The 21,258-nt window shown below is 76.7% G+C and carries 18 protein-coding genes; 9 read left to right on the forward strand and 9 right to left on the reverse strand.

All coding sequences use genetic code 11. The annotated features are described in order from the left end of the window. Positions 1-128: 128 nt before the first annotated feature. From IEX99_RS15420 to IEX99_RS15430, 3 genes are read right to left on the reverse strand one after another with little or no spacing between them, the layout of a single operon-like run. Complete coding sequence (locus tag IEX99_RS15420) at positions 129-914, reverse strand: HpcH/HpaI aldolase family protein (RefSeq protein WP_188901870.1); 786 nt, start codon at positions 912-914, stop codon at positions 129-131. 59 nt (positions 915-973) lie between these two features. Then, complete coding sequence (locus IEX99_RS15425) at positions 974-2,587, reverse strand: cisplatin damage response ATP-dependent DNA ligase (protein ID WP_188902056.1); 1,614 nt, start codon at positions 2,585-2,587, stop codon at positions 974-976. Between the two features lie 2 nt (positions 2,588-2,589). After that, positions 2,590-3,639 carry a ligase-associated DNA damage response exonuclease gene (locus IEX99_RS15430; protein ID WP_188901872.1) on the reverse strand — a complete coding sequence of 350 codons (1,050 nt, stop codon included), beginning with the start codon at positions 3,637-3,639 and terminating at the stop codon, positions 2,590-2,592. A 103-nt stretch (positions 3,640-3,742) separates the two neighbouring features. On the opposite strand from IEX99_RS15430, the gene IEX99_RS15435 reads away from it, so the two are divergent. Then, a complete protein-coding gene (locus tag IEX99_RS15435) occupies positions 3,743-6,295 on the forward strand; it encodes a ligase-associated DNA damage response DEXH box helicase (RefSeq protein ID WP_188901874.1) in 2,553 nt (850 codons plus the stop codon). Between the two features lie 24 nt (positions 6,296-6,319). Continuing rightward, positions 6,320-7,030 (forward strand): ligase-associated DNA damage response endonuclease PdeM, encoded by a 711-nt coding sequence (gene pdeM, locus IEX99_RS15440; protein ID WP_188901876.1) that lies wholly within the window; start codon positions 6,320-6,322, stop codon positions 7,028-7,030. On the opposite strand, the gene IEX99_RS15445 is transcribed toward pdeM, so the two are convergent. Then, complete coding sequence (locus tag IEX99_RS15445; protein WP_188901878.1) at positions 7,008-7,682, reverse strand: fasciclin domain-containing protein; 675 nt, start codon at positions 7,680-7,682, stop codon at positions 7,008-7,010. The genes pdeM and IEX99_RS15445 overlap by 23 nt on opposite strands. A gap of 209 nt (positions 7,683-7,891) precedes the next feature. Between IEX99_RS15445 and IEX99_RS15450 the strand changes: the two genes are divergently transcribed. Beyond that, positions 7,892-9,367 carry a cryptochrome/photolyase family protein gene (locus tag IEX99_RS15450; protein ID WP_188901880.1) on the forward strand — a complete coding sequence of 492 codons (1,476 nt, stop codon included), beginning with the start codon at positions 7,892-7,894 and terminating at the stop codon, positions 9,365-9,367. After that, the gene (locus IEX99_RS15455; RefSeq protein ID WP_188901882.1) at positions 9,364-10,086 is read left to right on the forward strand and encodes a metallophosphoesterase; all 723 of its coding nucleotides are present in this window, start codon (positions 9,364-9,366) and stop codon (positions 10,084-10,086) included. Before IEX99_RS15450 ends, IEX99_RS15455 begins: the two co-directional genes overlap by 4 nt. 28 nt (positions 10,087-10,114) lie before the next feature. Here the strand turns inward: IEX99_RS15455 and IEX99_RS15460 are convergent, their stop codons facing one another. The 3 genes from IEX99_RS15460 to IEX99_RS15470 all read right to left on the reverse strand — a co-directional run bounded on the left by IEX99_RS15460 (position 10,115) and on the right by IEX99_RS15470 (position 12,761). Continuing rightward, positions 10,115-10,876, reverse strand: a complete 762-nt coding sequence (locus IEX99_RS15460; RefSeq protein ID WP_188901884.1) for a creatininase family protein — start codon at positions 10,874-10,876, stop codon at positions 10,115-10,117. A gap of 93 nt (positions 10,877-10,969) precedes the next feature. Further along, positions 10,970-11,314 carry a hypothetical protein gene (locus tag IEX99_RS15465; protein ID WP_188901886.1) on the reverse strand — a complete coding sequence of 115 codons (345 nt, stop codon included), beginning with the start codon at positions 11,312-11,314 and terminating at the stop codon, positions 10,970-10,972. 838 nt (positions 11,315-12,152) lie between these two features. Beyond that, entirely contained in the window at positions 12,153-12,761 is a 609-nt protein-coding gene (locus IEX99_RS15470; RefSeq protein WP_188901888.1) for a DUF6134 family protein, read from the reverse strand. 241 nt (positions 12,762-13,002) lie between these two features. Between IEX99_RS15470 and IEX99_RS15475 the strand changes: the two genes are divergently transcribed. The 5 genes from IEX99_RS15475 to IEX99_RS15495 all read left to right on the forward strand — a co-directional run bounded on the left by IEX99_RS15475 (position 13,003) and on the right by IEX99_RS15495 (position 18,381). Further along, positions 13,003-13,551, forward strand: a complete 549-nt coding sequence (locus tag IEX99_RS15475; RefSeq protein WP_188901890.1) for a SixA phosphatase family protein — start codon at positions 13,003-13,005, stop codon at positions 13,549-13,551. Continuing rightward, positions 13,548-15,281, forward strand: a complete 1,734-nt coding sequence (locus IEX99_RS15480; RefSeq protein ID WP_188901892.1) for a CHAD domain-containing protein — start codon at positions 13,548-13,550, stop codon at positions 15,279-15,281. Before IEX99_RS15475 ends, IEX99_RS15480 begins: the two co-directional genes overlap by 4 nt. 101 nt (positions 15,282-15,382) lie before the next feature. Next, positions 15,383-16,003, forward strand: a complete 621-nt coding sequence (locus IEX99_RS15485; protein WP_188901894.1) for a thermonuclease family protein — start codon at positions 15,383-15,385, stop codon at positions 16,001-16,003. A 176-nt stretch (positions 16,004-16,179) separates the two neighbouring features. Beyond that, the gene (gltA, locus tag IEX99_RS15490) at positions 16,180-17,487 is read left to right on the forward strand and encodes a citrate synthase (RefSeq protein WP_188901896.1); all 1,308 of its coding nucleotides are present in this window, start codon (positions 16,180-16,182) and stop codon (positions 17,485-17,487) included. 234 nt (positions 17,488-17,721) lie between these two features. Continuing rightward, positions 17,722-18,381 (forward strand): hypothetical protein, encoded by a 660-nt coding sequence (locus IEX99_RS15495; RefSeq protein WP_188901898.1) that lies wholly within the window; start codon positions 17,722-17,724, stop codon positions 18,379-18,381. A 42-nt stretch (positions 18,382-18,423) separates the two neighbouring features. Here IEX99_RS15495 and asnB read toward each other — a convergent pair whose 3' ends face one another. Both asnB and IEX99_RS15505 read right to left on the reverse strand, forming a co-directional pair. After that, positions 18,424-20,196 (reverse strand): asparagine synthase (glutamine-hydrolyzing), encoded by a 1,773-nt coding sequence (gene asnB, locus IEX99_RS15500; RefSeq protein ID WP_188901900.1) that lies wholly within the window; start codon positions 20,194-20,196, stop codon positions 18,424-18,426. Then, positions 20,196-21,245, reverse strand: a complete 1,050-nt coding sequence (locus IEX99_RS15505) for a glycosyltransferase (RefSeq protein ID WP_229678066.1) — start codon at positions 21,243-21,245, stop codon at positions 20,196-20,198. The genes asnB and IEX99_RS15505 overlap by 1 nt, the downstream gene beginning before the upstream one ends. Positions 21,246-21,258 lie beyond the last annotated feature (13 nt).

A 21,258-nucleotide genomic window follows, 5' to 3' on the forward strand; every position in this document is an offset into this window, starting at 1 on the left:
AATTGCGAGTGAATCGCAAGTCCATCGGACGCGACCCCGCCGCGCGCGGCACGCGGGGCTCCGCCGGAAGCCCGCCGCGCCCGCCCGGCAGCGGCGGCCCAATCCGGTCGCCGCCTGCCCCGGCGCCGTCAGCCCTCCAGCCCGCGCAGGAACTTCGCCCGCGCCGTCGCCCCCGCCATCAGGAAGGAATGGTCGTTGCCCGAGAGGAGGAACCGCGCGCCGAGCCCGATATACGCCTTCGCCGTCGTCTCGTCGTACACGCCGCCCATGCCGAGCGTCTTGCCCTGCCTCGCGCAGGCCGCGGCCACGCGCTCATAGGCGCGGCGCACCTCCGGGTGCGCGATCTGGCCGGAGATGCCCATCGTCGCGGTGAGGTCGGAGGTGCCGATCAGCAGCACGTCCACTCCCGGCACGGCGGCGATCGCCTCCGCGTTCTCCACCGCCTGCGGCGTCTCGATCATCACCGCGACCAGCACCGCCTCGTTCAGCTCCCGCTGCGCCTCGGCGTTGCCCGGCGCGAGGTAGCCGTACTGCGCCGGCGCCCCGCCCCAGGAGCGGTGGCCGACCGGCGGGTAGCGGTAGGCGTCGGCGACCGCCTTCGCCTCCGCCGCCGTGTCCACATGCGGCACGACGACGCCCATCGCCCCGTTGTCGAGGCAGCGCGTGCCCTCGAACAGCGCGTCCTTGCAGACGCGCACGATCGGCGTCACGCCCTGGCCGAGCGCGGCGATCGCGATGCGCGTGGCGTCGTCCACGCTCATCGCGCCGTGCTCCATGTCGATGAACAGCCAGTCGTAGCCGGCGGCGGCGGCGATCATGCCGGTGGCGGGGCCGCGCAGGTGGTTCACCCCGAAGCCGAGGGCGAGCCTCCCCTCGGCGAGCTTCTGCTTGGCGCGGTTGGGGACGAGCGGCATGGCGGGCGCCTCCTCCGGTATGGCAGGACGCACCAGCGCACCATGCGCGCCGCCGGGGGTCAATCCGCCGCGGCCTTCGCCTCGCGGTTCCCGACCAGCGCCATCAGCGTGTCCAGCCGGTCCGCCTCACTCGCCGGCTTGTCGCGGCGGATGCGCAGGATGCGCGGGAAGCGCAGCGCCACGCCGGACTTGTGCCGCATGGAGCGCTGTGCCGCGTCGAAGGCCACCTCCAGCACCAGCGCCTTCTCCACCTCCCGGACCGGCCCGAAGCGCGCCACGGTGTGGTTGCGGATCCAGCGGCCGAGCCAGAGCAGCTCCTGGTCCGTGTAGCCGGAATAGGCCTTGCCCACCGGCACCAGCTCCTCGCCGCCCCGCCCGTCCGGCCGCCACAGGCCGAAGGTGTAGTCGCTGTAATAGGAGCTGCGCTTGCCGCTGCCGCGCTGCGCGTACATCAGCACCGCGTCCACCGAGAGCGGCTCGCGCTTCCACTTCCACCACAGCCCCTTCACCCGCCCCGCCACATAGGGGCTGTCCGCGCGCTTGAGCATCAGCCCCTCGATCGAGGCCGCCCGCGCCCCGGCGCGGATCGCCGAGAGCTGCGCGACCGAGGCGAAGGCGATCTGCGGCGAGAGGTCCATCCGCGCCGGCCGCACGCGCGCGATCCAGGCCTCGAGCCGCGCGCGGCGGGTGTCGAAGGGCAGCGCCCGCAGGTCCTCCTCGCCCTCGAACAGCAGGTCGTAGAGCCGCACGCCCGCCGGGTAGTCGCGCATCAGCTTCGGCCCGACGGTCTTGCGGTTGAGCCGCTGCTGCAGGTCGGCGAAGGGCGCGACCTCGCCCCCGTCGCGGATCACCAGCAGCTCGCCGTCGAGCACGGCGTGGAAGTCCATCGCCTCGACGATCTCCGGGAAGGCGGCGGAGACGTCCTCGCCGCCGCGGCTCCAGATCCGGCGTCCGCCGGGGCCGGCGCAGAGCTGGACGCGGATGCCGTCCCATTTCCACTCGGCGCGCCAATCCTCCGGCTGCAGGACGGCGAGATCGGAATCCCCCAGCGGATGGGCGAGCATCAGCGGGCGGAACACCGGCGTCCCGCGCGGATCGGGCCTCTCCCCCTTGCCCTCCAGCCAGCGGAACAGCGGCAGGTAGGGCGGCGCGACGCCGTGCCAGACCTCCTCGATCTCCTCGACCGGCCTGCCGGACCATTCGGCGAGGGCGATGCGCGCGAGCCGGCCGGAGGCGCCGACGCGCAACCCGCCCGTGACCAGCTTGATCAGCGCGAAACGCCCGCCGGCGTCGAGCGCGTCGAGCCAGCCCGCGATCAGCGCCGGCAGCTCGGCCTTGGGCGTGCGCTCCAGCCCCTCCGCCACCTCGGAGAGGGTCGGCGGCGGGGCGTTCGCACCGGCGCGCGGCGGCCAGACCAGAGCGATGGTCTCGGCGGAATCGCCGACATAGTCGCGGCTCAGCGCCAGCAGCACCGGGTCCACGCGCGCGGCGGCGAGCTCGCGCAGCAGCGCGGGCTTGGCGGTGGTGAAGACCAGCTCCTCGGTCAGCGCGGCGAGGCCGATGCCGCGGTCCGGGTCCGGCTGCTCGGCGAACCAGCGCTTGAGCAGGGCGATCTTGGCGTTGCGGCCCGGCGTGAACACCAGGCGCTCGAGCAGCGCGGCGAAGGCCGGGATGCTCACGCTGCGCCCTCCGCGGCCCCGGTCTCCGCCTCTCCCTCGTCCTCCTCGCCGAGCCCGACCAGGTGCAGCGCGCGGCCGCGGATGCCGCGCCGGCCCATCGCATGCACCAGCGCGTCGTCGCGGCCGTGCGTGACCCACACCTCCGGCGCGCCGGTCTCGTCAATGGTCGCGTTCAGCTCGTCCCAGTCGGCGTGGTCGGAGAGGACGAGCGGCAGCTCCACCCCGCGCGCCTTGGCGCGCTGGCGCACCCGCATCCAGCCGGAGGCGAGGCAGGCCACCGGATCGGTGAGCCGCCGCGCCCAGCGCTCCGCCACCACGGAGGGCGGCGCCAGCACGATCGCCCCGCGCAGCGCCTCCTTCCGCGCCGCCGTCGCCGGCCGGAGGTCGCCGAGCCGCACACCCAGCGCCTCGTAGGTCCGGCAGAGCGGCAGCAGCGCGCCGTGCAGCCAGATCGGCGCCTCCCAGCCGGCGCGGCGCAGCAGCGCGATCAGCCTCTGGCACTTGCCGAGCGCGTAGCAGCCGACGACATGCGTCCGTTCCGGGAATAGGGCGACGGAGGCGAGCAGCTTCGCGATCTCCTCCTCCGGCCTTGGGTGGCGGAACACCGGCAGGCCGAAGGTCGCCTCGGTGACGAAGACGTCGCAGCCGCGCTCCACCTCGAAGGGCGCGCAGGTCGGGTCGGGCGTGCGCTTGTAGTCGCCGGAGACCACCGCGCGGCTGCCCCGCCACTCCAGGCAGACCTGCGCGCTGCCGAGCACGTGCCCGGCCGGGCGCAGCCAGATCCGCACGCCGTTCTGCACGACCACCTCGCCGGGCCGGAGCGGCTGCTGCCGCCGCCCTGCGCGCCCGTCGCCCAGGCGCGCGCGCATGATGGCCAGCGTCTCCGGCGTGGCGAGGACCGCGCCGTGGTCCGGCCGGGCGTGGTCGGAATGGCCGTGCGTGATCACCGCGCGCGCCACCGGACGCGTCGGGTCCACGAAGAAATCGCCGGGTTCGCACCAGAGCCCCGCGGGGGTGACGCGGAGCCAGGTCTCGGGATGGGGCATCACTCTCGCTCAGATGGCCGGCGGCCCGGCGCAATCCGAGGGCCACGCCGGGGTGCGGCGGCACCTTCCCGCCGCGCCGCCGCCCCGCCATAGTGCCGCGCCGATGGGAACATTGCCAGAACCCTTCGCCGGCTGGTTCGCCGCCCGCGGCTGGACCCCACGCCCGCACCAGCTCGCCCTGCTGCGCGCGGCCGAGGCCGGCGAATCGGCGCTGCTCGTCGCCCCGACCGGCGGCGGCAAGACCCTCGCCGGCTTCCTGCCCAGCCTGCTCGACCTGCACCGCGCCCCCCGCCGCGGCCTGCACACGCTCTATGTCTCGCCGCTCAAGGCGCTCGCCGTGGACATCGCGCGCAACCTCACCGCGCCGATCGCCGGGATGGGCCTCCCCGTCCGCGTCGAGACGCGCACCGGCGACACGCCCGCCAACCGCCGCGCCCGCCAGCGCGCCGACCCGCCGCACCTCCTGCTCACCACGCCGGAGAGCCTGACCCTGCTGCTCACCCTGCCGGAGGCGCGCGCGCTGTTCGGCGGCCTCGCCGCCGTGGTGGTGGACGAGGTGCACGCGCTCGCCGGCACCAAGCGCGGCGACCAGCTCGCCCTCTGCCTCTCGCGCCTCGGCGCCCTCGCGCCGCGCGCGCGCCGTGTCGGCCTCTCGGCCACGGTGGCGCACCCGGAGCCGCTGCGCGCCTTCCTCTCCCCCACCGGCCGCGCCGAGGCGGTGCGCCTGATCGAGGCCCGCGGCGGCGCGGCGCCGGAGATCTCCGTGATGCTGCCGGAGGGCCACCTGCCCTGGGGCGGCCACATGGGCCTCGCCAGCGCGCCGGAGATCCACCGCCGCATCCGCGAGGCCCGCGTCACCATCGTCTTCGTCAACACCCGCGCGCAGGCGGAGCTGATCTTCCAGGCGCTCTGGCGCCTCAACGACGACACCCTGCCGATCGCCCTGCACCACGGCAGCCTCACCGTCGAGCAGCGGCGCAAGGTGGAGGCGGCGATGGCGGCGGGAAGGCTGCGCGCCGTCGTCGCCACCTCGAGCCTCGACCTCGGCATAGACTGGGGCGACGTGGACCAGGTGATCCAGGTCGGCGCGCCGAAGGGCGTGGCGCGGCTGCTGCAGCGCGTCGGCCGCGCCAACCACCGCATGGAGGAGCCCTCCCGCGCCGTCCTCGTCCCCGCCAGCCGCTTCGAGGTGATCGAGTGCGCCGCCGCGCTCGGCGCCATCGCCGCCGGCGAGCTGGACGGCGACCCGCCGCGGCCCGGCGGCCTCGACGTGCTCGCCCAGCACGTCCTGGCGATGGCCTGCCACGGCCCCTTCCACCCGGACGAGCTCTACGCCGAGGTCAGGCGCGCCGCGCCCTACGCGGACCTCCCGCGCCGCGACTTCGACGACGTGCTGCGCTTCGTCGAGGACGGCGGCTACGCGCTGCGCGCCTACGAGCGCTTCCGCCGCCTGTTCCGCGACGCGCAGGGCCTGGTCCATGTGCGCGACCGGCGCGTGGCGCGGCAGCTCCGCATGAACCTCGGCACCATCGTCGAGACGCCGATGCTGAAGGTGCGGCTGCGCGGCGGCCCGGTGCTCGGCGAGGTGGAGGAGTGGTTCGTCTCCACCCTCTCCCCCGGCGACGGCTTCCTGTTCGCCGGCCAGGCGCTGCGCTTCGAGGGGCTGGACGGGCTCACCTGCGTCGTCTCGCGCGGCGCCGAGGGCGAGCTGCGCGTGCCCGTCTATGCCGGCGCGCGCATGCCGCTCTCCACCTACCTCGCCGCGCGGGTGCGCGAGATCATCCACGACCCGCGCCGCTGGAAGGCGCTGCCGCCGCCGGTGCGCGAATGGCTGCGCCTGCAGCGGCGCTACTCGGCCCTGCCCGAGCCGGACGGGCTGCTGATCGAGACCTTCCCGCGCGGCGGGCAATGGTTCCTCGTCGCCTACTGCTTCGAGGGGCGCCTCGCCCACCAGACGCTCGGCATGCTGGTGACGAGGCGCATGGAGCGGATGGGCCACGGCCCGCTCGGCTACCTCGCCACCGACTACGTCCTCGCGACCTGGTCCGCCTTCGAGCCGACGGATGTCGAGGCGCTGTTCGAGGAGGACATCCTCGGCGAGGACCTCGAGGAGTGGATGGCGGAGAGCTCCATGCTCCGCCGCACCTTCCGCACCATCGCCACCATCGCCGGCCTGATCGAGAAGCGCCACCCCGGCGCCGCGAAGTCCGGCCGGCAGATGAGCATGAACGCCGACCTGATCTACGACGTGCTGCGCCGGCACGAGCCCGACCACGTCCTGCTGCGCGCGACGCGCCGGGAGGCCGCCGCGGGCCTCACCGACGTCGGCCGCATCGCGCGGCTGCTCGCGCGCGCGCGCGGGCGCATCCGGCACATGCGGCTGGACCGGGTCTCGCCCCTCGCCGTGCCGGCGCTGATCGAGCACGGCCACGAATGGGTCGCCGGCGGCGCCGAGGACGCGCTGCTCGCCGAGGCCGCCGCGCTGGTCGAGGAGGCGACGGAGGGGGCGGAGATCTTCGCCGGGACCCTCGCCGCCGTCGCCGAGAGCGTGCATGTGCGCGCCGGCATGGTGGACCGCCCGCGACGGCCGCGCGGGAAGGCGCCCCGCCGCTCGGGCAGCGTCCGCTCCGCCGCGCGCGGCGCCGCCCGCCCCTAGCGTCCCCGCATTCCAGGAACATCGATGAGTCCCGCTCCCTTCTACCTCGCCGGCGAGCGCCTGCTGCTCGATCCCTCCGGCGCGCTGTTCTGGCCCGCGCGCCGGCTGCTCGCCGTCGCCGACCTGCACCTCGAGAAGGGCAGCCACTTCGCCGCCCGCGGCGGCCGCTTCCTGCCGCCCTACGACACGCGCGAGACGCTCGCCCGCCTCGCCCCGCTGCTGCGCCGCTACCGCCCGGCGCGCCTCGTCGCGCTCGGCGACAGCTTCCACGACGCGGAGGGCCACGCCCGCCTCGCCCCTGCCGACGCGGCGCTGCTCCGGCGCCTGCTCGACGGCGCCGACGTCGTGTGGGTGCTCGGCAACCACGATCCGGTCGCGCCGGAGGGGCTTCCCGGGCAGGCCGTGGCGGAATGGCGGGAGGGCCCGATCGCCTTCCGCCACATCGGCGGCGCGACGACGCCCGAGGTTTCGGGCCATTTCCACCCCAGGGCCACCGCCCCGACGCGCTGCGGCGGCGTCACCCGCCCCTGCTTCGTCGCGGACGCGCGCCGGGTGCTGCTGCCCGCCTTCGGGGCCTACACCGGCGGCCTCGACGCGCGCGATCCCGCCATCGCCGCGCTGTTCCCGCGCGGCGCGCGGCTGTTCCTGCTCGGGCGCGATCGCCTCTACAGCCTGCCCGCGCCGCCCGCCCCCCGCCGGCCGGCCACGGGCGCTACGGGAACAGCACTCCCGTGAGCGGCCAGATCACGCCGTTGCTCGCGGGGATCGCCGGCCCGGCGAGCCGCGCCGCCGGCATCACGTTCGCGCCCGCCGCGCCGAACCCGGCCGACTGCAGGCCGGGCGCCGGATTGCTGACCGCGACGTCCTCGCCGCCGCTCGACCGCACATGCACCTCGTTGCCGTTCAGCGTCCGGAGCCGGTGCTCGCCCGCCGCGGGCAGGGCCGCACCGTAGGGCAGGCCGGGAATGACGTGATACTGCACCAGCGCGCGCAGCCGCACCGGGTCGCGGTCGCCGCCGCCGGCGCTGTCGCCGGAGCCCGGCGTGCCGACCAGATCCTGCAGCATCGCCGACGGGGCGCCCTGCACGGCCGCGTCGGTCGGGGCGAGGACGGTGAAAGGCCCGGCGCCCCGCAGCTCCTCCACCATGCCGGCCCGGCTGAGGAGGTCGAGGAAACGGCCGAACCGGCCGTCGGCCGCCAGCGTGTCGGCGACGTTGCGCCCGGTCGCGGACGCCGCCGCCGGCGGCGGCGTGATGACCACGGTCGAGCCGGGCGGCGCGACCACCGTCTGCGCGCGCCCCGCACGGCCCCCGCCCGTCAGCAGGGTCGCGCCGCCAACCCCCGCCGCCGCCGCGGCGAGGAGCCTGCGCCGGTGCCAGAACGCCATCGCACGGGTCCTCTTCTTCTTCGCGGAGGGACCGGGCGCGCTCCCGCATCGCGGCGAGCCGGCCGGGCGAAGGCGCGCCCACTGCCCGGGCAACGCGCCGACGCCGGCCCGGTTCGCGCCCCGACCGGCGGCGCCGCGGCGCCCCCGTCCGATCGGGAGGCGGACCGGCCTCGCATGGCGACCGGCGCCGCATCCCCATATCGAACCCGATGCCGCGTCGGACAGCCCCGCCCCCGGTCCTGGTCTGGTTCCGCCAGGACCTCCGTCTCGCCGACAACCCCGCCCTCGCCGCCGCCGGGGACCGCCCCGTGCTGCCGGTCTACGTGCTCGACGAGGCGGCCGCCGGGCGCTGGGCGCCGGGCGGGGCGGCGCGCTGGTGGCTGCACCACAGCCTCGCCGCCCTCGCGGCGGCGCTGCAGGCGAAAGGGGCGGGGCTGCATCTGGCGCGCGGGCGCGCGGAGGCAGTCCTGCCCTCGCTCGCCCGCGCCGTCGGCGCCGACGAGGTCCACGCGAACCGCCTCTGCGAGCCCTGGGCACGGGCGCAGGAGCGGCGCGTCGCGGCGGCGCTCGCCGAGGCCGGCGCGCGGCTCCGCCTGCACGGCTCGCCGCTGCTGCATGACCCCGCGGACCTGCGCGCCGGCTCGGGCCGCCCCTACGAGGCGTTCACCCCCTTCGCCCGCGCCCTGCGCTCCCGGCTCGAGCACCTGGCGCCGCCGCTGCCGGCGCCGGGGCGCCTGGTGCCCGTGCCCGGCGCCCCCGAGGGCGAGACGGTGGCGGGCTGGCGCCTCGCGCCGGGCGCTCCCGACTGGGCGGCGGAGTTCGCCACCCTGTGGCGGCCGGGCGAGGCCGGGGCCGAGGCCCGGCTCGCGCGCTTCCTCGCCGCCGACCGGCTGCGCGCCTATGCCGCCGCGCGCGACCGGCCCGGCGAGGCGGACGGCACCTCGGGCCTTTCGCCGCATCTGCACTGGGGAGAGATCTCGCCGCGCCGGGTCTGGCACGCGGTGCGGGACGCGGCGGCGAGCGGCGATCGCGCCGGCTCGGCCGAGCCCTTCCTGCGCGAGCTGCTGTGGCGCGAGTTCTGCCACCACCTGCTGTGGCACCGGCCGGAGATGCCCGAGCGCGCGCTGCGCCCCGCCTTCGACGGCTTTCCCTGGGCACCCGACGCGCGCCTGCTGCGCGCCTGGCAGCGCGGCCGGACCGGCTTTCCGATCGTGGATGCCGGGATGCGCCAGCTCTGGCGGCTCGGCTGGATGCACAACCGGGTACGGATGATCGCCGGCTCCGTGCTGGTCAAGCACCTGCTGCAGCCCTGGCAGGACGGCGCCGCCTGGTTCTGGGACACCCTGGTGGACGCCGACCTCGCGAGCAACAGCGCGAACTGGCAATGGGTCGCGGGCAGCGGCACCGACGCCGCCCCCTGGTTCCGCATCTTCCATCCCGTCCTGCAGGGCGAGCGCTTCGATCCCGAGGGCCGCTACGTCCGGCGCTTCGTCCCCGAACTCGCCCGCCTGCCCGACCGCTGGCTGCACCGGCCATGGCAGGCCCCGGAGCCCGTGCTGCGCGCGGCCGGCGTCGTGCTCGGGCGCGATTATCCGCGGCCGCTGGCGGACCCGGCCGAGGGACGCGCCCGCGCGCTCGCCGCCTTCGCCGCCATGCGCCGCCGCGCCGGAGCGGCGCCGGCATGATCGAGCCGCCCTGGCGCCGCGGCTTCGCCGGCCTGCGCGTGGTCGCCGACGTGCACGGCGAGGCGGAGGCCTTCGCCCACGCCGTCGAGGGCGCGCGCGCGGCGGGGCTGTTCGTTCTCCAGCTCGGCGACCTGACGGACTACGGTCCGGATTCGCCCGGCGTGCTGCGGCGCATGTTCGCGCTGATGGACGAGCGCCGGGGCCTGTTCCTGCTCGGCAACCACGACCACAAGCTGCGCCGCGCGCTGCTCGGCGTGCCGGTGCGGGTGGCGGCGGACGGCCTCGGCGCCACCCTCGAGCAGCTCGCGCGCGCCCCGGACGGCGCGGCGCTGCGCGCGCGCGCCGTGGAGGAGATCGCCCGCGCCCCCGCCTGGCTGCGCGACGGCGACCGCTTCTTCGTCCACGCCGCCTTCCACGACGCGATGCTGCTGCGCCCGCCGCCGCCCGATGCCGGCGCGCGCAAGCCGGAGGGCATCGTCACGCGCGCCCTGTTCGGCCAGGTGACGGGCCGGCTGCGGCCGGACGGCTACCCGGAGCGCGTGCACGGCTGGGTGGACCGCATCCCGGCGGGCCTGACGGTCTACTGCGGCCACGACCGGCGCTCGGCCGACGGGCGGCCCTACGAGCAGGTCGGCGCGCTGGGCGGCCGGGCGGTGTTCCTCGATCTCGGCGCGGGCAAGGGCGGGCACCTGGCGTGGGTGGACCTGCCCGCGGCGTGACGCAGGCGCCACGACGCCCGGCGCGCCGCTACCGCCACAGCGCCTCGTCGCGCAGCATCCCCGCGATCCGCTCCGCCACCGCCGCCAGCAGCCGCTCGCCCTTCTCCGCGCTCGCCGCCCGCGCGTCGCCGATGACGCCGCTCGGCGTCACCTCCTTGAACGACCTGCGCCGGTGGAGCGCCGGCGGCTGCCCCTCCGTGCGCGTCGAGTGCGGCCCGTGCGCCTCGGCCAGCCTCTCGCGCCGCACCGCCTCCGGCATCAGCGCCAGCATCATCGAGGTCTCGGCCTCGCAGGCGTGCATCAGGCCGGGCTGGCGCTCCAGGACCGGCGCGATCGCCTCCGGCGCCAGGTGCCAGTAGGTGCCCGCCGCCACGGCGATGCCGAGCTCGACCGAGAGCTCGGTCGCCGCCACCGCCACGGCCTCGGCGTTGCCGCCGTGCCCGTTGAGCAGCATCACGCGCCGGAACCCGGCGCGCGCGGCCGAGCGCACGACGCCGCGCAGCACCGCCGCGAAGGCGGCGTAGTCGAGCGTCACCGTCCCGCCGAAGGCGACGTGGTGCTCGGCGAGCCCGGTCCAGACGCAGGGCGTGACGACCACCGGCGCGCCGGCGGCGTCGAGCAGCCGCGCCACGCGCTGCGCCACCGCGGTGGCGCAGACGATGTCCACCCCGGTCGCGAGGTGCGGCCCGTGCTGCTCGAGCGAGGCCACGGGCACGATCACCAGCGCGCCCGCGGCGGCGCGCCCGTTCAGCTCCGCCGCGGTCAGGCGCATCCATTCGATCTCGGCCATCGCGCGCGTCCTCCTCCTCGCTGGCGCGCGCGGATCGTGCCCCGCCGCCGCACGCGGTCAAGCCGGCGGGGCACGAGGCGAGGGGCGCGCGACTCACTGGCAGAGCGCGCGCTCCGACACCCGCTCGTAGCTGCACACGATGTAGCCCGGATGCGCGAAGCCGCCGGCGAGGGTCACCGGATCCGAGGTCTCGCCGGGTCGCAGCAGCGGCGTCACCTCGGTCAGCGCGACGCCGGGCCGTGCCGCGAAGCGGACGCGGATCGGCACGCCGCATTCGTTGCGGAACGCGACGGTGCCCTGCTGGCCGGGACCATGCGGGGGCTCGACCAGGCGTTCGGCGCAGCCCGGCGCGATCAGCGGCGCGAGCACGCCCCGGCCGACGGCTGTCGGCGCCGCCGCCTCGTCGGTCTCGGCGGAAGGGGGCGGCGCCAGGGCCACGCGACCTTCAGGCGCCCGGCGCATGTCCGCCGGCGGATACCGTGGCAGAGGTTCCGACCAGCCCGGCGCCATCGGAAGCGCCGCGAAGGCGCCGCCGCCCCAGCGCTCCCCCGGCGCCGGCCCGCCGCCATGGGTCTGCGCCCCCGCCTCGGGACCGGCGAACCATGCCGGCGGCGCCGCACCGAACTGCGGGAGCGGCGGCGGCCGCGCCGATCCGGGCAAGGGCGACGGCGCGGAGCCGAATTGGGCGGAGGGAGGCCAGGCCGGCTCTGGCGGCGGCGCCGAGCCGAATCCCCCGTAAGGCGCCGCGGGCGGCGATCCCGGCGGCGGCAGCCCCCGGCCGAACGGCACCGGCGGCGGCAGCGACCCTGGCGGCGCGAGCGCCATCGCCCCGGAAAGGGCCCCCGCCCGGTCCGGCGGCGCCGACGGCACGAAAGGCTGCGCGAGGTCGAATCGCCGCTCTCCCGCCAGCGCCGCCTCGAACGCCGAGCAGTCCGCGCCGCGCAGCCGCAATTCGCGCCGGATGCGCGCCCCGCCGATCGGCGCGTCGCGCTGCGCGCACAGATCCTCGGTCGCCGCCGCGCGGAGCCGAGCGGACGAGGCGGTCGCATAGGGTGTGCAGGCCGCGACGAGCGGAAGCGATGCCCCGAGCAGGACCGCCGGCACGAGGCCCGGCCCGATCCACCGTGCGCGTCGCATCGCCAACCCCCTCCCGTGGACAGGCCCGCGCCGCCGCGGCGCCGGCCCGAGTCGGTCGCAGCACGGATGTCAACGATGTTGCAGCGAACCGGTTGCCCGAAGGGGGCGCGGCGGCGCGGGCCGGAGCGCCGACCGGCGCTCAGCCGATCTGCTCGTAGGTCACCGTGCTGCCGTCGTCGCCCGTCAGCGCGTGGGCGATCCAGCGCCCGGCGGCGTCGTAGGTCGCGGTGCCGTCGCTGTCGCCGGCGACCGCGACGACGAAGGCTCCGCCCGGCAGGTCGCGCCGCTCGACGCGCAGGTGGAGCGCGCGGCCGGTGCGTGGGTCGAACAGCAGCGGACGGCGGAAGATCGCGGGGTCCCACCAGGTGAGCGGCGCCGCCTCCGCCGGCAGGCGGCCGGCGCCCTCCGACCCGTTCACCACGAAGCCGCCCGCCTCGGCCCGCCCCTCGAGCGTCCGGACGGTCCCGTTGCGGTCGAGATGGGACCTCACCGAGAGCAGCCGGCCCTCGCCCGACCAGGTCTCCGCGAAGCGGTGCCGGTAGCGGTAGACGACGATGCCGGCGATGCGCACCGCAATCTCGACCGAGGTGTGCGCCACCCGGCCGCCGCTCGACGCCTCCAGCGCGACCTCGTGGACGCCGATCGCGCTGCCCGCGCGCATGATGCGGAAGCGCACCGGGCCCGGCCCGGCCTGCGCCGCGCCGCCGGCGGTAGGGACCAGGACCGGCATGGCCGGCAGCGGCGCCATGGCGGCCGCGGCGCGCAACAGCGCGCGTCGGCCCGCCGCCGCCCCTCCGGTTCCTCCCTCGCCCTCCATGCGCCCGATGCGTCCCCGACGAGTCCGGCTGCCGAGCACGGCCGGCACAGGCCGACGCGCGGACGGCGGAAAGGCGCGCCGGCGCCAGGGCGGGCGGCCTCCTGCGCCCTCGTGAAGCCGCCCCCCGCGACACGTCCCCCGCGCCGTGCCAGGATGGCACCGAGACAATCCCATGCGCCAGCTCCTGCTGCTGCGGCACGCCAAGTCCTGCTGGGACGATCCGCGACTGCCCGACCACGCGCGCCCGCTCAACGCGCGCGGCCGCCGCGGCGCGGCCGCGATGGCGCGGACGATGCGCGAGCTCGGCCTGGCGCCCGAGGTGGTGCTCGTCTCCTCCGCGCGGCGCACGCTGCAGACGCTCGAGGCGCTCGCCCCGCTGCCGGACAGCCCGATCGTCGAGCCGCTGGATGCGCTCTACCTGGCGACGCCGCAGACCCTGCTCGCCACCCTCCGGCGCGTGCCGGAAACCGCGCGGAGCGTGCTGCTGATCGGCCACAACCCCGGGCTGCACGAGCTGGCCCTGGCATTGGTCGGCGCCGCCGGCGTGGCCGCACCGCCTCCCGGCGCCGCCGACGCGGTGCGCCGCCTGACGGAGGCCTTCCCCACGGGCGCGCTGGCGGAATTCGCCATCGCCACGCCCTGGCGGCTGCTCGAGCCGGGAGGCGGACGCCTGGTGCGCTTCCTCGTGCCGGGCGACCTGCCGGAGATGGCCGCATCGTGAAATCCGGCGCCGCGACCGAGGCCGTGCCGGCCGTGCCGGGCGGCCGCCTCGCCCGTGAGGGGGACGACGGCGCCATCGGGCCGGTCACGGTCGAACTCGCATTCGCCGAACCGGGCGCGGCGGCACGGCTGGTCCGTCAGGCGGCGTGGCGGCGCGCCGCGACCGCCGCCACCGGTCCCGGGGCGCGCAGGCGACGGCCCGTCGCGGTTGCGCTGGGCTGGCACGACACCGCCTCCGGCGCTCTCGCGCGACGCGGCCTCGCGCTCGAGGTGCCGCAGCGCGGTCCGCGCGTGCTGCTGCGCAGCCTGCCGGGACCGGAGACGGCGTGGCGTCCCGGAACGCCGCCCGAGCCGGTCGCGGTGCTCGACGATCCCGGCGCCCCGCTGCCCGACGCCGCGGGCCTCGATGGCGCGGAGCGGAGGATGCCCCTCCGCCCGTTCGCCGCCTTCGAGGGCCGCCGCGCCCGCTTCGCTCTCGCGAGCGCCGAGGACGCGCCCGACGCACCGCCGATCCTGGCCGAGCTGCTGACCGGTCGGCTGCGCGCGGTCGGGGGGGAGCGGGCGGTGGCGCGGCTCACGCTGGAGGGGCCCTGCGCGCCGGTGCTGGCGCTGGCCCGCGCGCTCGCCGCCGAGCTGCCCGTCCTGCCGCCGCGCGCCACCCTCGCCGAGGAGGCCCGTGCCCTGGCGCTGGACGAGCCGGTGCGACCGCGCCGCGCCGGCCCGCCGGCGCTGGCCGGCGCGGGGGATGCGCGCCGGGCGCTCGGCCTCGCCCTCGGCCACCTCGCCGAGGCGCTGCTCTACCACGCGCCGCTCGCGCGGCCCGAGGCCGGGCCGGAAGGCGTGCACCAGATGCGTGTCGCGCTGCGCCGCATGCGCTCGGTCCTGCGCCTGTTCCGCCCGGTCGCGACGGCGGGCGAGGCGCCGGTGCTGCGCGCCTTCGAGGCGCGGCTCCGGGATCTGGCCGGCACGCTCGGTCCGGCGCGCGACTGGGACGTGTTCCTCGGCGGGCTCGGCGCCGAGCTCGCCGCCGCGCTGCCGCAGGAGCCGCGGCTTGCGGAACTGCTGCGGGCGGCTGAGGCGCGCCGCGCCGAAGCCTACGCGACGCTGCGCCGGGCCGTGGACGGGCCGGAGTTCCGCGTACTGGCCTGCGACGCGATGGCGCTCGCGATGCGCTTCCTCGCGGCGGGATCGGGAGCCGCGCCGCTGCGCCAGGGTGGCGAGGCGGCGTCCGGCGCGCCGCCGCCGGACGAGGCGGCCTCCCCGCCGCCCGAGCCGCTCGGCCACTTCGCCGCCGCGGCGCTGGACCGGCGCTGGCGCAGGCTGTGCGCGCGCGGCGAGGCGATGTCGGTCTCGCTCGATGACGAGGCACTGCACGCGCTGCGGCTCGAGGGCAAGCGCATGCGCTACGCCGCCGAGCTCTTCGCGCCGCTGTGGCCCGGCAAGCCGTCGCGCCGCTTCGTGCGGCGGCTCGCCGCGCTGCAGGAGGCGCTCGGCCTCGCCAACGACGCCGCCACCGCGCGCCGGCTCGTCGCCGGGCTGGAGCCGCCCATGCCGCCGTCGCGACCCGGTGCGGACCGGGACAGGCGCGCGGACCGCGGCGAGCGCCGCAGGGCCTGGGCGATCGGGCTGGCGGAGGGCTTCGCGCTGGCGCGGGCGCGGCGGGTCCGCAGGCGGGCGCTGCGCGCCTGGGAGGCGCTGCTGCGGCGCGCGCCCTTCTGGCAGCGCGGCTGAGGGATCGCGGCGAACCCCGCGGCGGCCGCGTCGGATGCCGGCCGGGATCGGGCGCCAAGCGGGTGTTGAAGCGGGCATCGCGGCTGGGCTAGGCACCTTCTGTGCTGCCTCGCCGACGCATCTTCCGGTCCCGGCGCGTCGCGATCCGTCCGGGGCGCGGCGCCCTGATCGCGGTGGCCCTCGGCGTCTTCGGCCTCGGCCTGTTCGGTCTCGGCCTGCCGACGACGCAGATCCTCCGCTCGGCGCCGGGCGGGCAGGTCGTGCTCGCCGCCGCCGCCGAGGTGCGCGTGGTGGACGGCGAAACGCTGCGCCTGCGCGACCGGACGGTGCGGCTGCTCGGCCTCGGCGCGCCGGGGCGCGGCACGCGCTGCGGCGCGGGGGACGGCACGGCCGGTGCGGGCTTCGATTGCGGCGAAGCCGCGGCGGCGGCGCTCGCCCGCCTGGTCGCGGATCGCGTGGTCGCCTGCCATCTGGAGGGGCGCGACCGCGCCGGCCACCGCCTCGGCGTGTGCGAGGCGCGGACGGCGGCCGCCGCGCTGGCCCCGGCGGCGGCCGGGCCGGTCCCGCTCAACCTGGCGATGGTTTCCGGGGGCTGGGCGGTCGCCAGCGGCGACGCGCTGCCGGAGCTGCGCTCGGCCGAGGCCGCGGCGCGCGGCGCCGGGCGCGGCCTCTGGGCCGGCGGCGCGCCGGCCTGGCCGGAAGCCTGGCGCGGCCGGCGGTGATCCTCTCGCCCCGGGGGAGCGTTGCATCGCCCCCGGGGAGCGTTGCAAAGCCCGGGCAGGCGCCGGTATCTTGCACCGCATCATGACGGGCCCGCGAGGCTCGCGCCGCGGCCCTCGCATCGCCGCGCGAGACGCGCGCGTGTCCGTCGCCGACATCGTTCAGGAAAGAGCGCGCCATGAGCAGCAGGACCACGGGGTCCGTCACCGTCACGCTGGACGGCACGAACCGGAGCGCGACCTTGCCGCTGCTGAGCGGCACCCTCGGACCCCAGGTGGTGGACATCCGCAAGCTCTACAACGAGCTCGGGATCTTCACCTACGACCCCGGCTACGGCGCGACGGCGAGCTGCGAGAGCCAGATCACCTACATCGACGGCGACGCCGGCGTGCTGCTCTACCGCGGCTATCCGATCGAGCAGCTCGCCGAGCGGAGCGACTTCATCGAGGTCGCCTACCTGCTGATGTACGGCGAGCTGCCGACCAAGGCGCAACTCGCCGAATTCGAGCGCGGCGTGACGCGGCACACCATGCTGCACGAGCAGATCCGCCGCTTCTACGACGGCTTCCGCCGCGACGCGCATCCGATGGCGGTGATGTGCGGCGTGGTCGGCGCGATGAGCGCCTTCTACCACGACAGCCTCGACATCAACGATCCGGAGCAGCGGCGCATCGCCGCCTTCCGGCTGATCGCCAAGGTGCCGACGATCGCCGCCTGGGCCTACAAGTACGCCAACGGCCAGCCCTTCATGTACCCGCGGAACGAGCTGAAGTACGCGGAGAACTTCCTCTACATGCTGAACGCGGTGCCGGCCGAGGACTACCGGGTCAGCCCGGTGCTGGCGCGCGCGATGGACCGCATCCTGGTGCTGCACGCGGACCACGAGCAGAACGCCTCGACCTCCACGGTCCGCCTCGCCGGCTCGACCGGTGCCAACCCCTATGCATGCATCGCCGCGGGCATCGCGGCGCTATGGGGTCCGGCGCATGGCGGGGCGAACGAGGCCGTCCTCAAGATGCTCGGCGAGATCGGGCACCCGAAGAACATTCCGGACTTCATCCGCAGGGTGAAGGCGAAGGACAGCAACGTCCGGCTGATGGGGTTCGGGCACAGGGTGTACAAGAACCTCGATCCGCGCGCGAAGATCATGCGCCAGACCTGCCACGAGGTGCTGGCCGAGCTCGGCATCAAGGACGAGCCCCTGCTCGACCTCGCGATGGAGCTCGAGCGGATCGCGCTGGAGGACGAGTACTTCGTCAGCCGCAAGCTCTATCCGAACGTGGACTTCTATTCGGGCATCATCCTGAAGGCGATGGGCATCCCGACCTCGATGTTCACCGTGATCTTCGCGGTGGCGCGCACCGTCGGCTGGGTGAGCCAGTGGAAGGAGATGATCGAGGACCCGTCGCAGCGCATCGGCCGTCCGCGACAGGTATACTCGGGACCGGCCCAGCGGGACTACCGGCCGATCGAGGCGCGCGGCTGAGCCGAAGGGGCTGCGCGGCCGCGACGCCGGGCGGCGCGCAGCGCGGCCGGACGGAACGCCGCGGTGCGCCGCGGCGCATTCCATCGCGCGATCACGGGCCGCGCCGGCCATCCGGTGCGGCCCTATCGTTAATTTCGTTAATTCGCCGCAGCCGTGTCCGGACCGCTTGATGCCGCGTGTCGCTTGCCCTCTATTTCGCCTGTTGGTTGAATATAAGGGGGAAATATTCATCTCATGCGCGCGCATGCGGGGACCGGCTTTGGCGGCAGCCTCGACCAACTCGTGCGCCGTCGGCTGCGCACCTGGCCACAGCGGCCGCCCGGGGCGAAGGTGCTCGGCCCGCAGGGCACCTGGCTGCGCGGACGACCAGGGCCGCCCGCCTCTCCCTGCCAGCCCTTCCTCAAGCTGCCCGGCTCCAACCGCCTGCGCACCCTGCCGGACGGGCTGTGGCTGCACTTCAGCCCCGATCCGGACGAGCCCTACTGCGACATCCTCTGCATCGAGGCCTGCGGGTCGCTGCAGAATCTGCTCGACAAGCGCTCCCGCTTCGCGCCGACGACCGGATCGCTGCTCGCGGTCTGCCCGGTGGCCTGGCTGCTGGCCCCGGCGCAGGAGGACGACCCCACGCCGCGCTGGCGCCTGATCCGGCTGCTGCGCGCCGAGCCGACCGCGCCGCTGGTACTGCCGGTGCGCGACATGCGGGTGCTCTTCGGACTGCGCGCGCGGCACTATGAGGGCTTCGCCGCGGGCCAGGTGCCGCATCCGCACGAGTATTTCTGTCCGGTCGAGGCGCTGATCGCCGAACGCGGCCACGAGGACCCGGCGATGTGCGCCCTGATCGCCCGCGCCAGCGCCGCGGCAAGCTTCTTCCGCCTGCCGTCCGAGGCCCGCTGAACGCGTCGCGCGCGGCCGGGCCCCGCCGCTTCGGCCGCCGCGCTACCGCTCGGCCAGGGCGGCGAGCGTGTCCATCCCTGCGACGTCGCGCCGGCCCTCGACGTGCCGGCGGTGCCACAGGGCGTAGAACAGCAGGTGCCAGGCCGCCTTGCCGGCGTGCCGGCTCCGCTCCGCCTGGGCGAACAGCGCCGCGACGCGCTCCAGCCGCGCCACCTCGGCGACGCCGGGCTGCGCCGCGACGAGCGGGCCGAGCCGCTCCGCCTCCGCGGCGATCCAGGCGCCGATCGGCACGGTGAAGCCCTGCTTGGGCGCGAACGGCTCGCAGGCCGGGAAGTGCCGCGCCAGCCAGCGGCGCAGGATCCACTTCCCCGCGTGGCCCCGCACCTTGAGCGGGTCCGGCAGGCGGAACGCCGCCGCCGCCACGCCGGGATCGAGGAAGGGCGTGCGCCCCTCCACGCCGTGCGCCATCAGGCAGCGGTCGAGCTTGGTCAGCAGGTCGTTCGGCAGCCAGTCGGCGACGTCTAGGGCCTGCGCGCCCTGCAGCCGGCTCCGCCCGCCCGTCCCCACCGCCGCCTCCGCCGCGGCGATGCCGTCGCGCCAGCCGCGCGGCGCCTCGCGCAGCACCGGGCCGACGCGGTCGAAGGTGCCGCGCGCCCGCGGCGCCTTGCCGCCGAGCCACCAGGGGCGCATCGCCGCGCGGTGGCGGCCGTAGCCGGCGAAGATCTCGTCCCCGCCCTCGCCGCACAGCACCACCTTGATCCCCGCCTCGCGCGCCCGCCGGGCGAGGAACCAGGTCGGGATGATGGCGTAGTCGGCCGCCGGGTCGTCCATGCAGGCGACGATCGCGGGCAGGTGGCGCCAGACGTCGGCGGCGCCGATCAGGATCGTGTCGTGCTCCGCGCCGGCGGCGCGGGCGGCGGCGGCGGCGCGGGCGCGCTCGTCGGCCGCGCCGGGCGCATCGAAGCCCGCGGTGAAGGCGCGCACCGGCCGCTCGTTGAGCCGCGCCATCAGCGCGAGGATCGCCGCGCTGTCGGTGCCGCCCGAGAGGAACATGCCGTAGGGCACGTCGCTCCGCTGGTGCAGCTCGACGCTCTCCGTCAGCGCGGCGTCGAGCCGCTCGAGCGCCGCCTCCTCGCCGATCGCCTCCGGCGGGCCCTCGGGCAGGGCGGGGCGGCGGCGGCGCTCGACCACGGCGCCGTCGGCGATCACCACCGTCTCGCCCGGCAGGACGCGGCGGATGCCCTGGAAGATGGTCTCGGCGCCGGTGGTGAACTGGAGCTGCAGCAGCTCGTCCCGCGCCTCGGCCCTGAGGCGCGGCGCGACCAGGCCGGCGGCGATCAGCGCCTGCGGCTCGGAGGCGAAGGCGAGGCCGCCCGCGACCTCGGCGAGGTAGAGCGGCTTGATGCCGAAGGGGTCGCGCGCGAGCACCACCCGCCGCGCCGCGCGGTCGTGCAGCGCCAGCGCGTACATGCCGCGCAGCCGGTCCACGAAGCCCGCGCCCTCGCGCCGCCAGAGGTGCAGCGGCGGCTCGCAGTCGCTCCGCGTGGCGCAGGCGAGCCGGTGGTCGCGGCGCAGCTCGCGGTAGTTGTAGATCTCGCCGTTGGCGCAGAGCGCCGCCGGCCCGACGCGGATCGGCTGGTCGCCGGTCGCGAGGTCGATGATGGCGAGGCGGGTGTGCACGAGCGCCACCCCCCCCGACTCGTAGCGCCCCGCGCCGTCCGGCCCGCGATGCGCGAGCGCGCCGGCGAGCGCCTCCGGCACCGCCGGGTCCGCCGCGGCGCCGGGCCTCAGCGCCAGGCCCGCGAGGCCGCACATCAGCCGGCCTCGAGGGCGCGCGCGGCGCCGCGGGCCTGCGGCAGCGGCGGCGCCACGGCGCGCAGGAATTCGCGCCAGCGGGCGAGGACCGGCGCCTCGGCGTGGGCGCGCTCGAACTCTGCCCGCCCGGCGGCGGCGAGCGCCGCCGCGCGCGCCGGGTCGGCGAGCAGCGCGCCAAGGGCGGCGGCCAGCGCCGCCGGGGCCTCGCGCGGCACCAGCATGCCGGTCACGCCGTCCGCGATCAGCTCGCTCGGCCCCTGGGCCGCCGCCGCCACCACCGGCCGGGCCGCGGACCAGGCCTCCAGCACCACATTGCCGAGCGGCTCGTGCCGCGACGGGCAGACGAAGACCGCGCAGGCCGCGAGCAGCGCGCCGACGTCCTGGCGCCAGCCGAGGAAGGCGACGCGCTCCGCCACGCCGAGCTCGCGCGCGAGCCGTTCCAGCGCCGCCCGCTCCGGACCCTCGCCCGCCAGCGCGAGCCGCGCCCCCGGCGGCAGCAGCGCGAGCGCGCGCAGCAGCACGTCGAACCCCTTGTTCGCGTGCAGCCGGCCGAGCGCGAGCAGCCAGCGCGTCCCCGCCGGCGCGGGAGGCATCGCCGCCGGCGCGGCACCGCCGTGGTCGGCGGCGAAATTCGGCACGACGTGCGCCCGCTCCGCCGGCCAGCCCTGGGCGACGATCCACTCGCGCAGCGCCCGCGTGTTGCCCACCAGATGGTCGCAGCGGCGGTAGTGCTTCAGGTCGTAGTAGCCGCCGAGCCGGCCGACCAGCGTCCAGGCGCCGCGGGGGGCGAAGCGCGCGGCGCGGTTCATCCACGCGACCGCGACCTCGGGGCGGAAGCCGCGCAGCGCGGCGCGCAGCCGCGGCCCGGTGGCGAGGTCGAGCGGCCCGCCGAAGCGCAGCTCCAGCGGCGCGAGCCCGGCGGCCGCGAGGCGCGCGGCGCGCGCGGGATCGCGGCGGATCACCGGCAGCACGGTCTCGCCGGCACGGTGCAGCGCCGCGCTCAGGCGCTCGAAGAACGCCTCCGCCCCGCCCTGCGGCGCACCGGCCATGACCTGCGCGATC

Source organism: Caldovatus sediminis, assembly GCF_014644455.1.
Lineage (GTDB): Bacteria > Pseudomonadota > Alphaproteobacteria > Acetobacterales > Acetobacteraceae > Caldovatus > Caldovatus sediminis.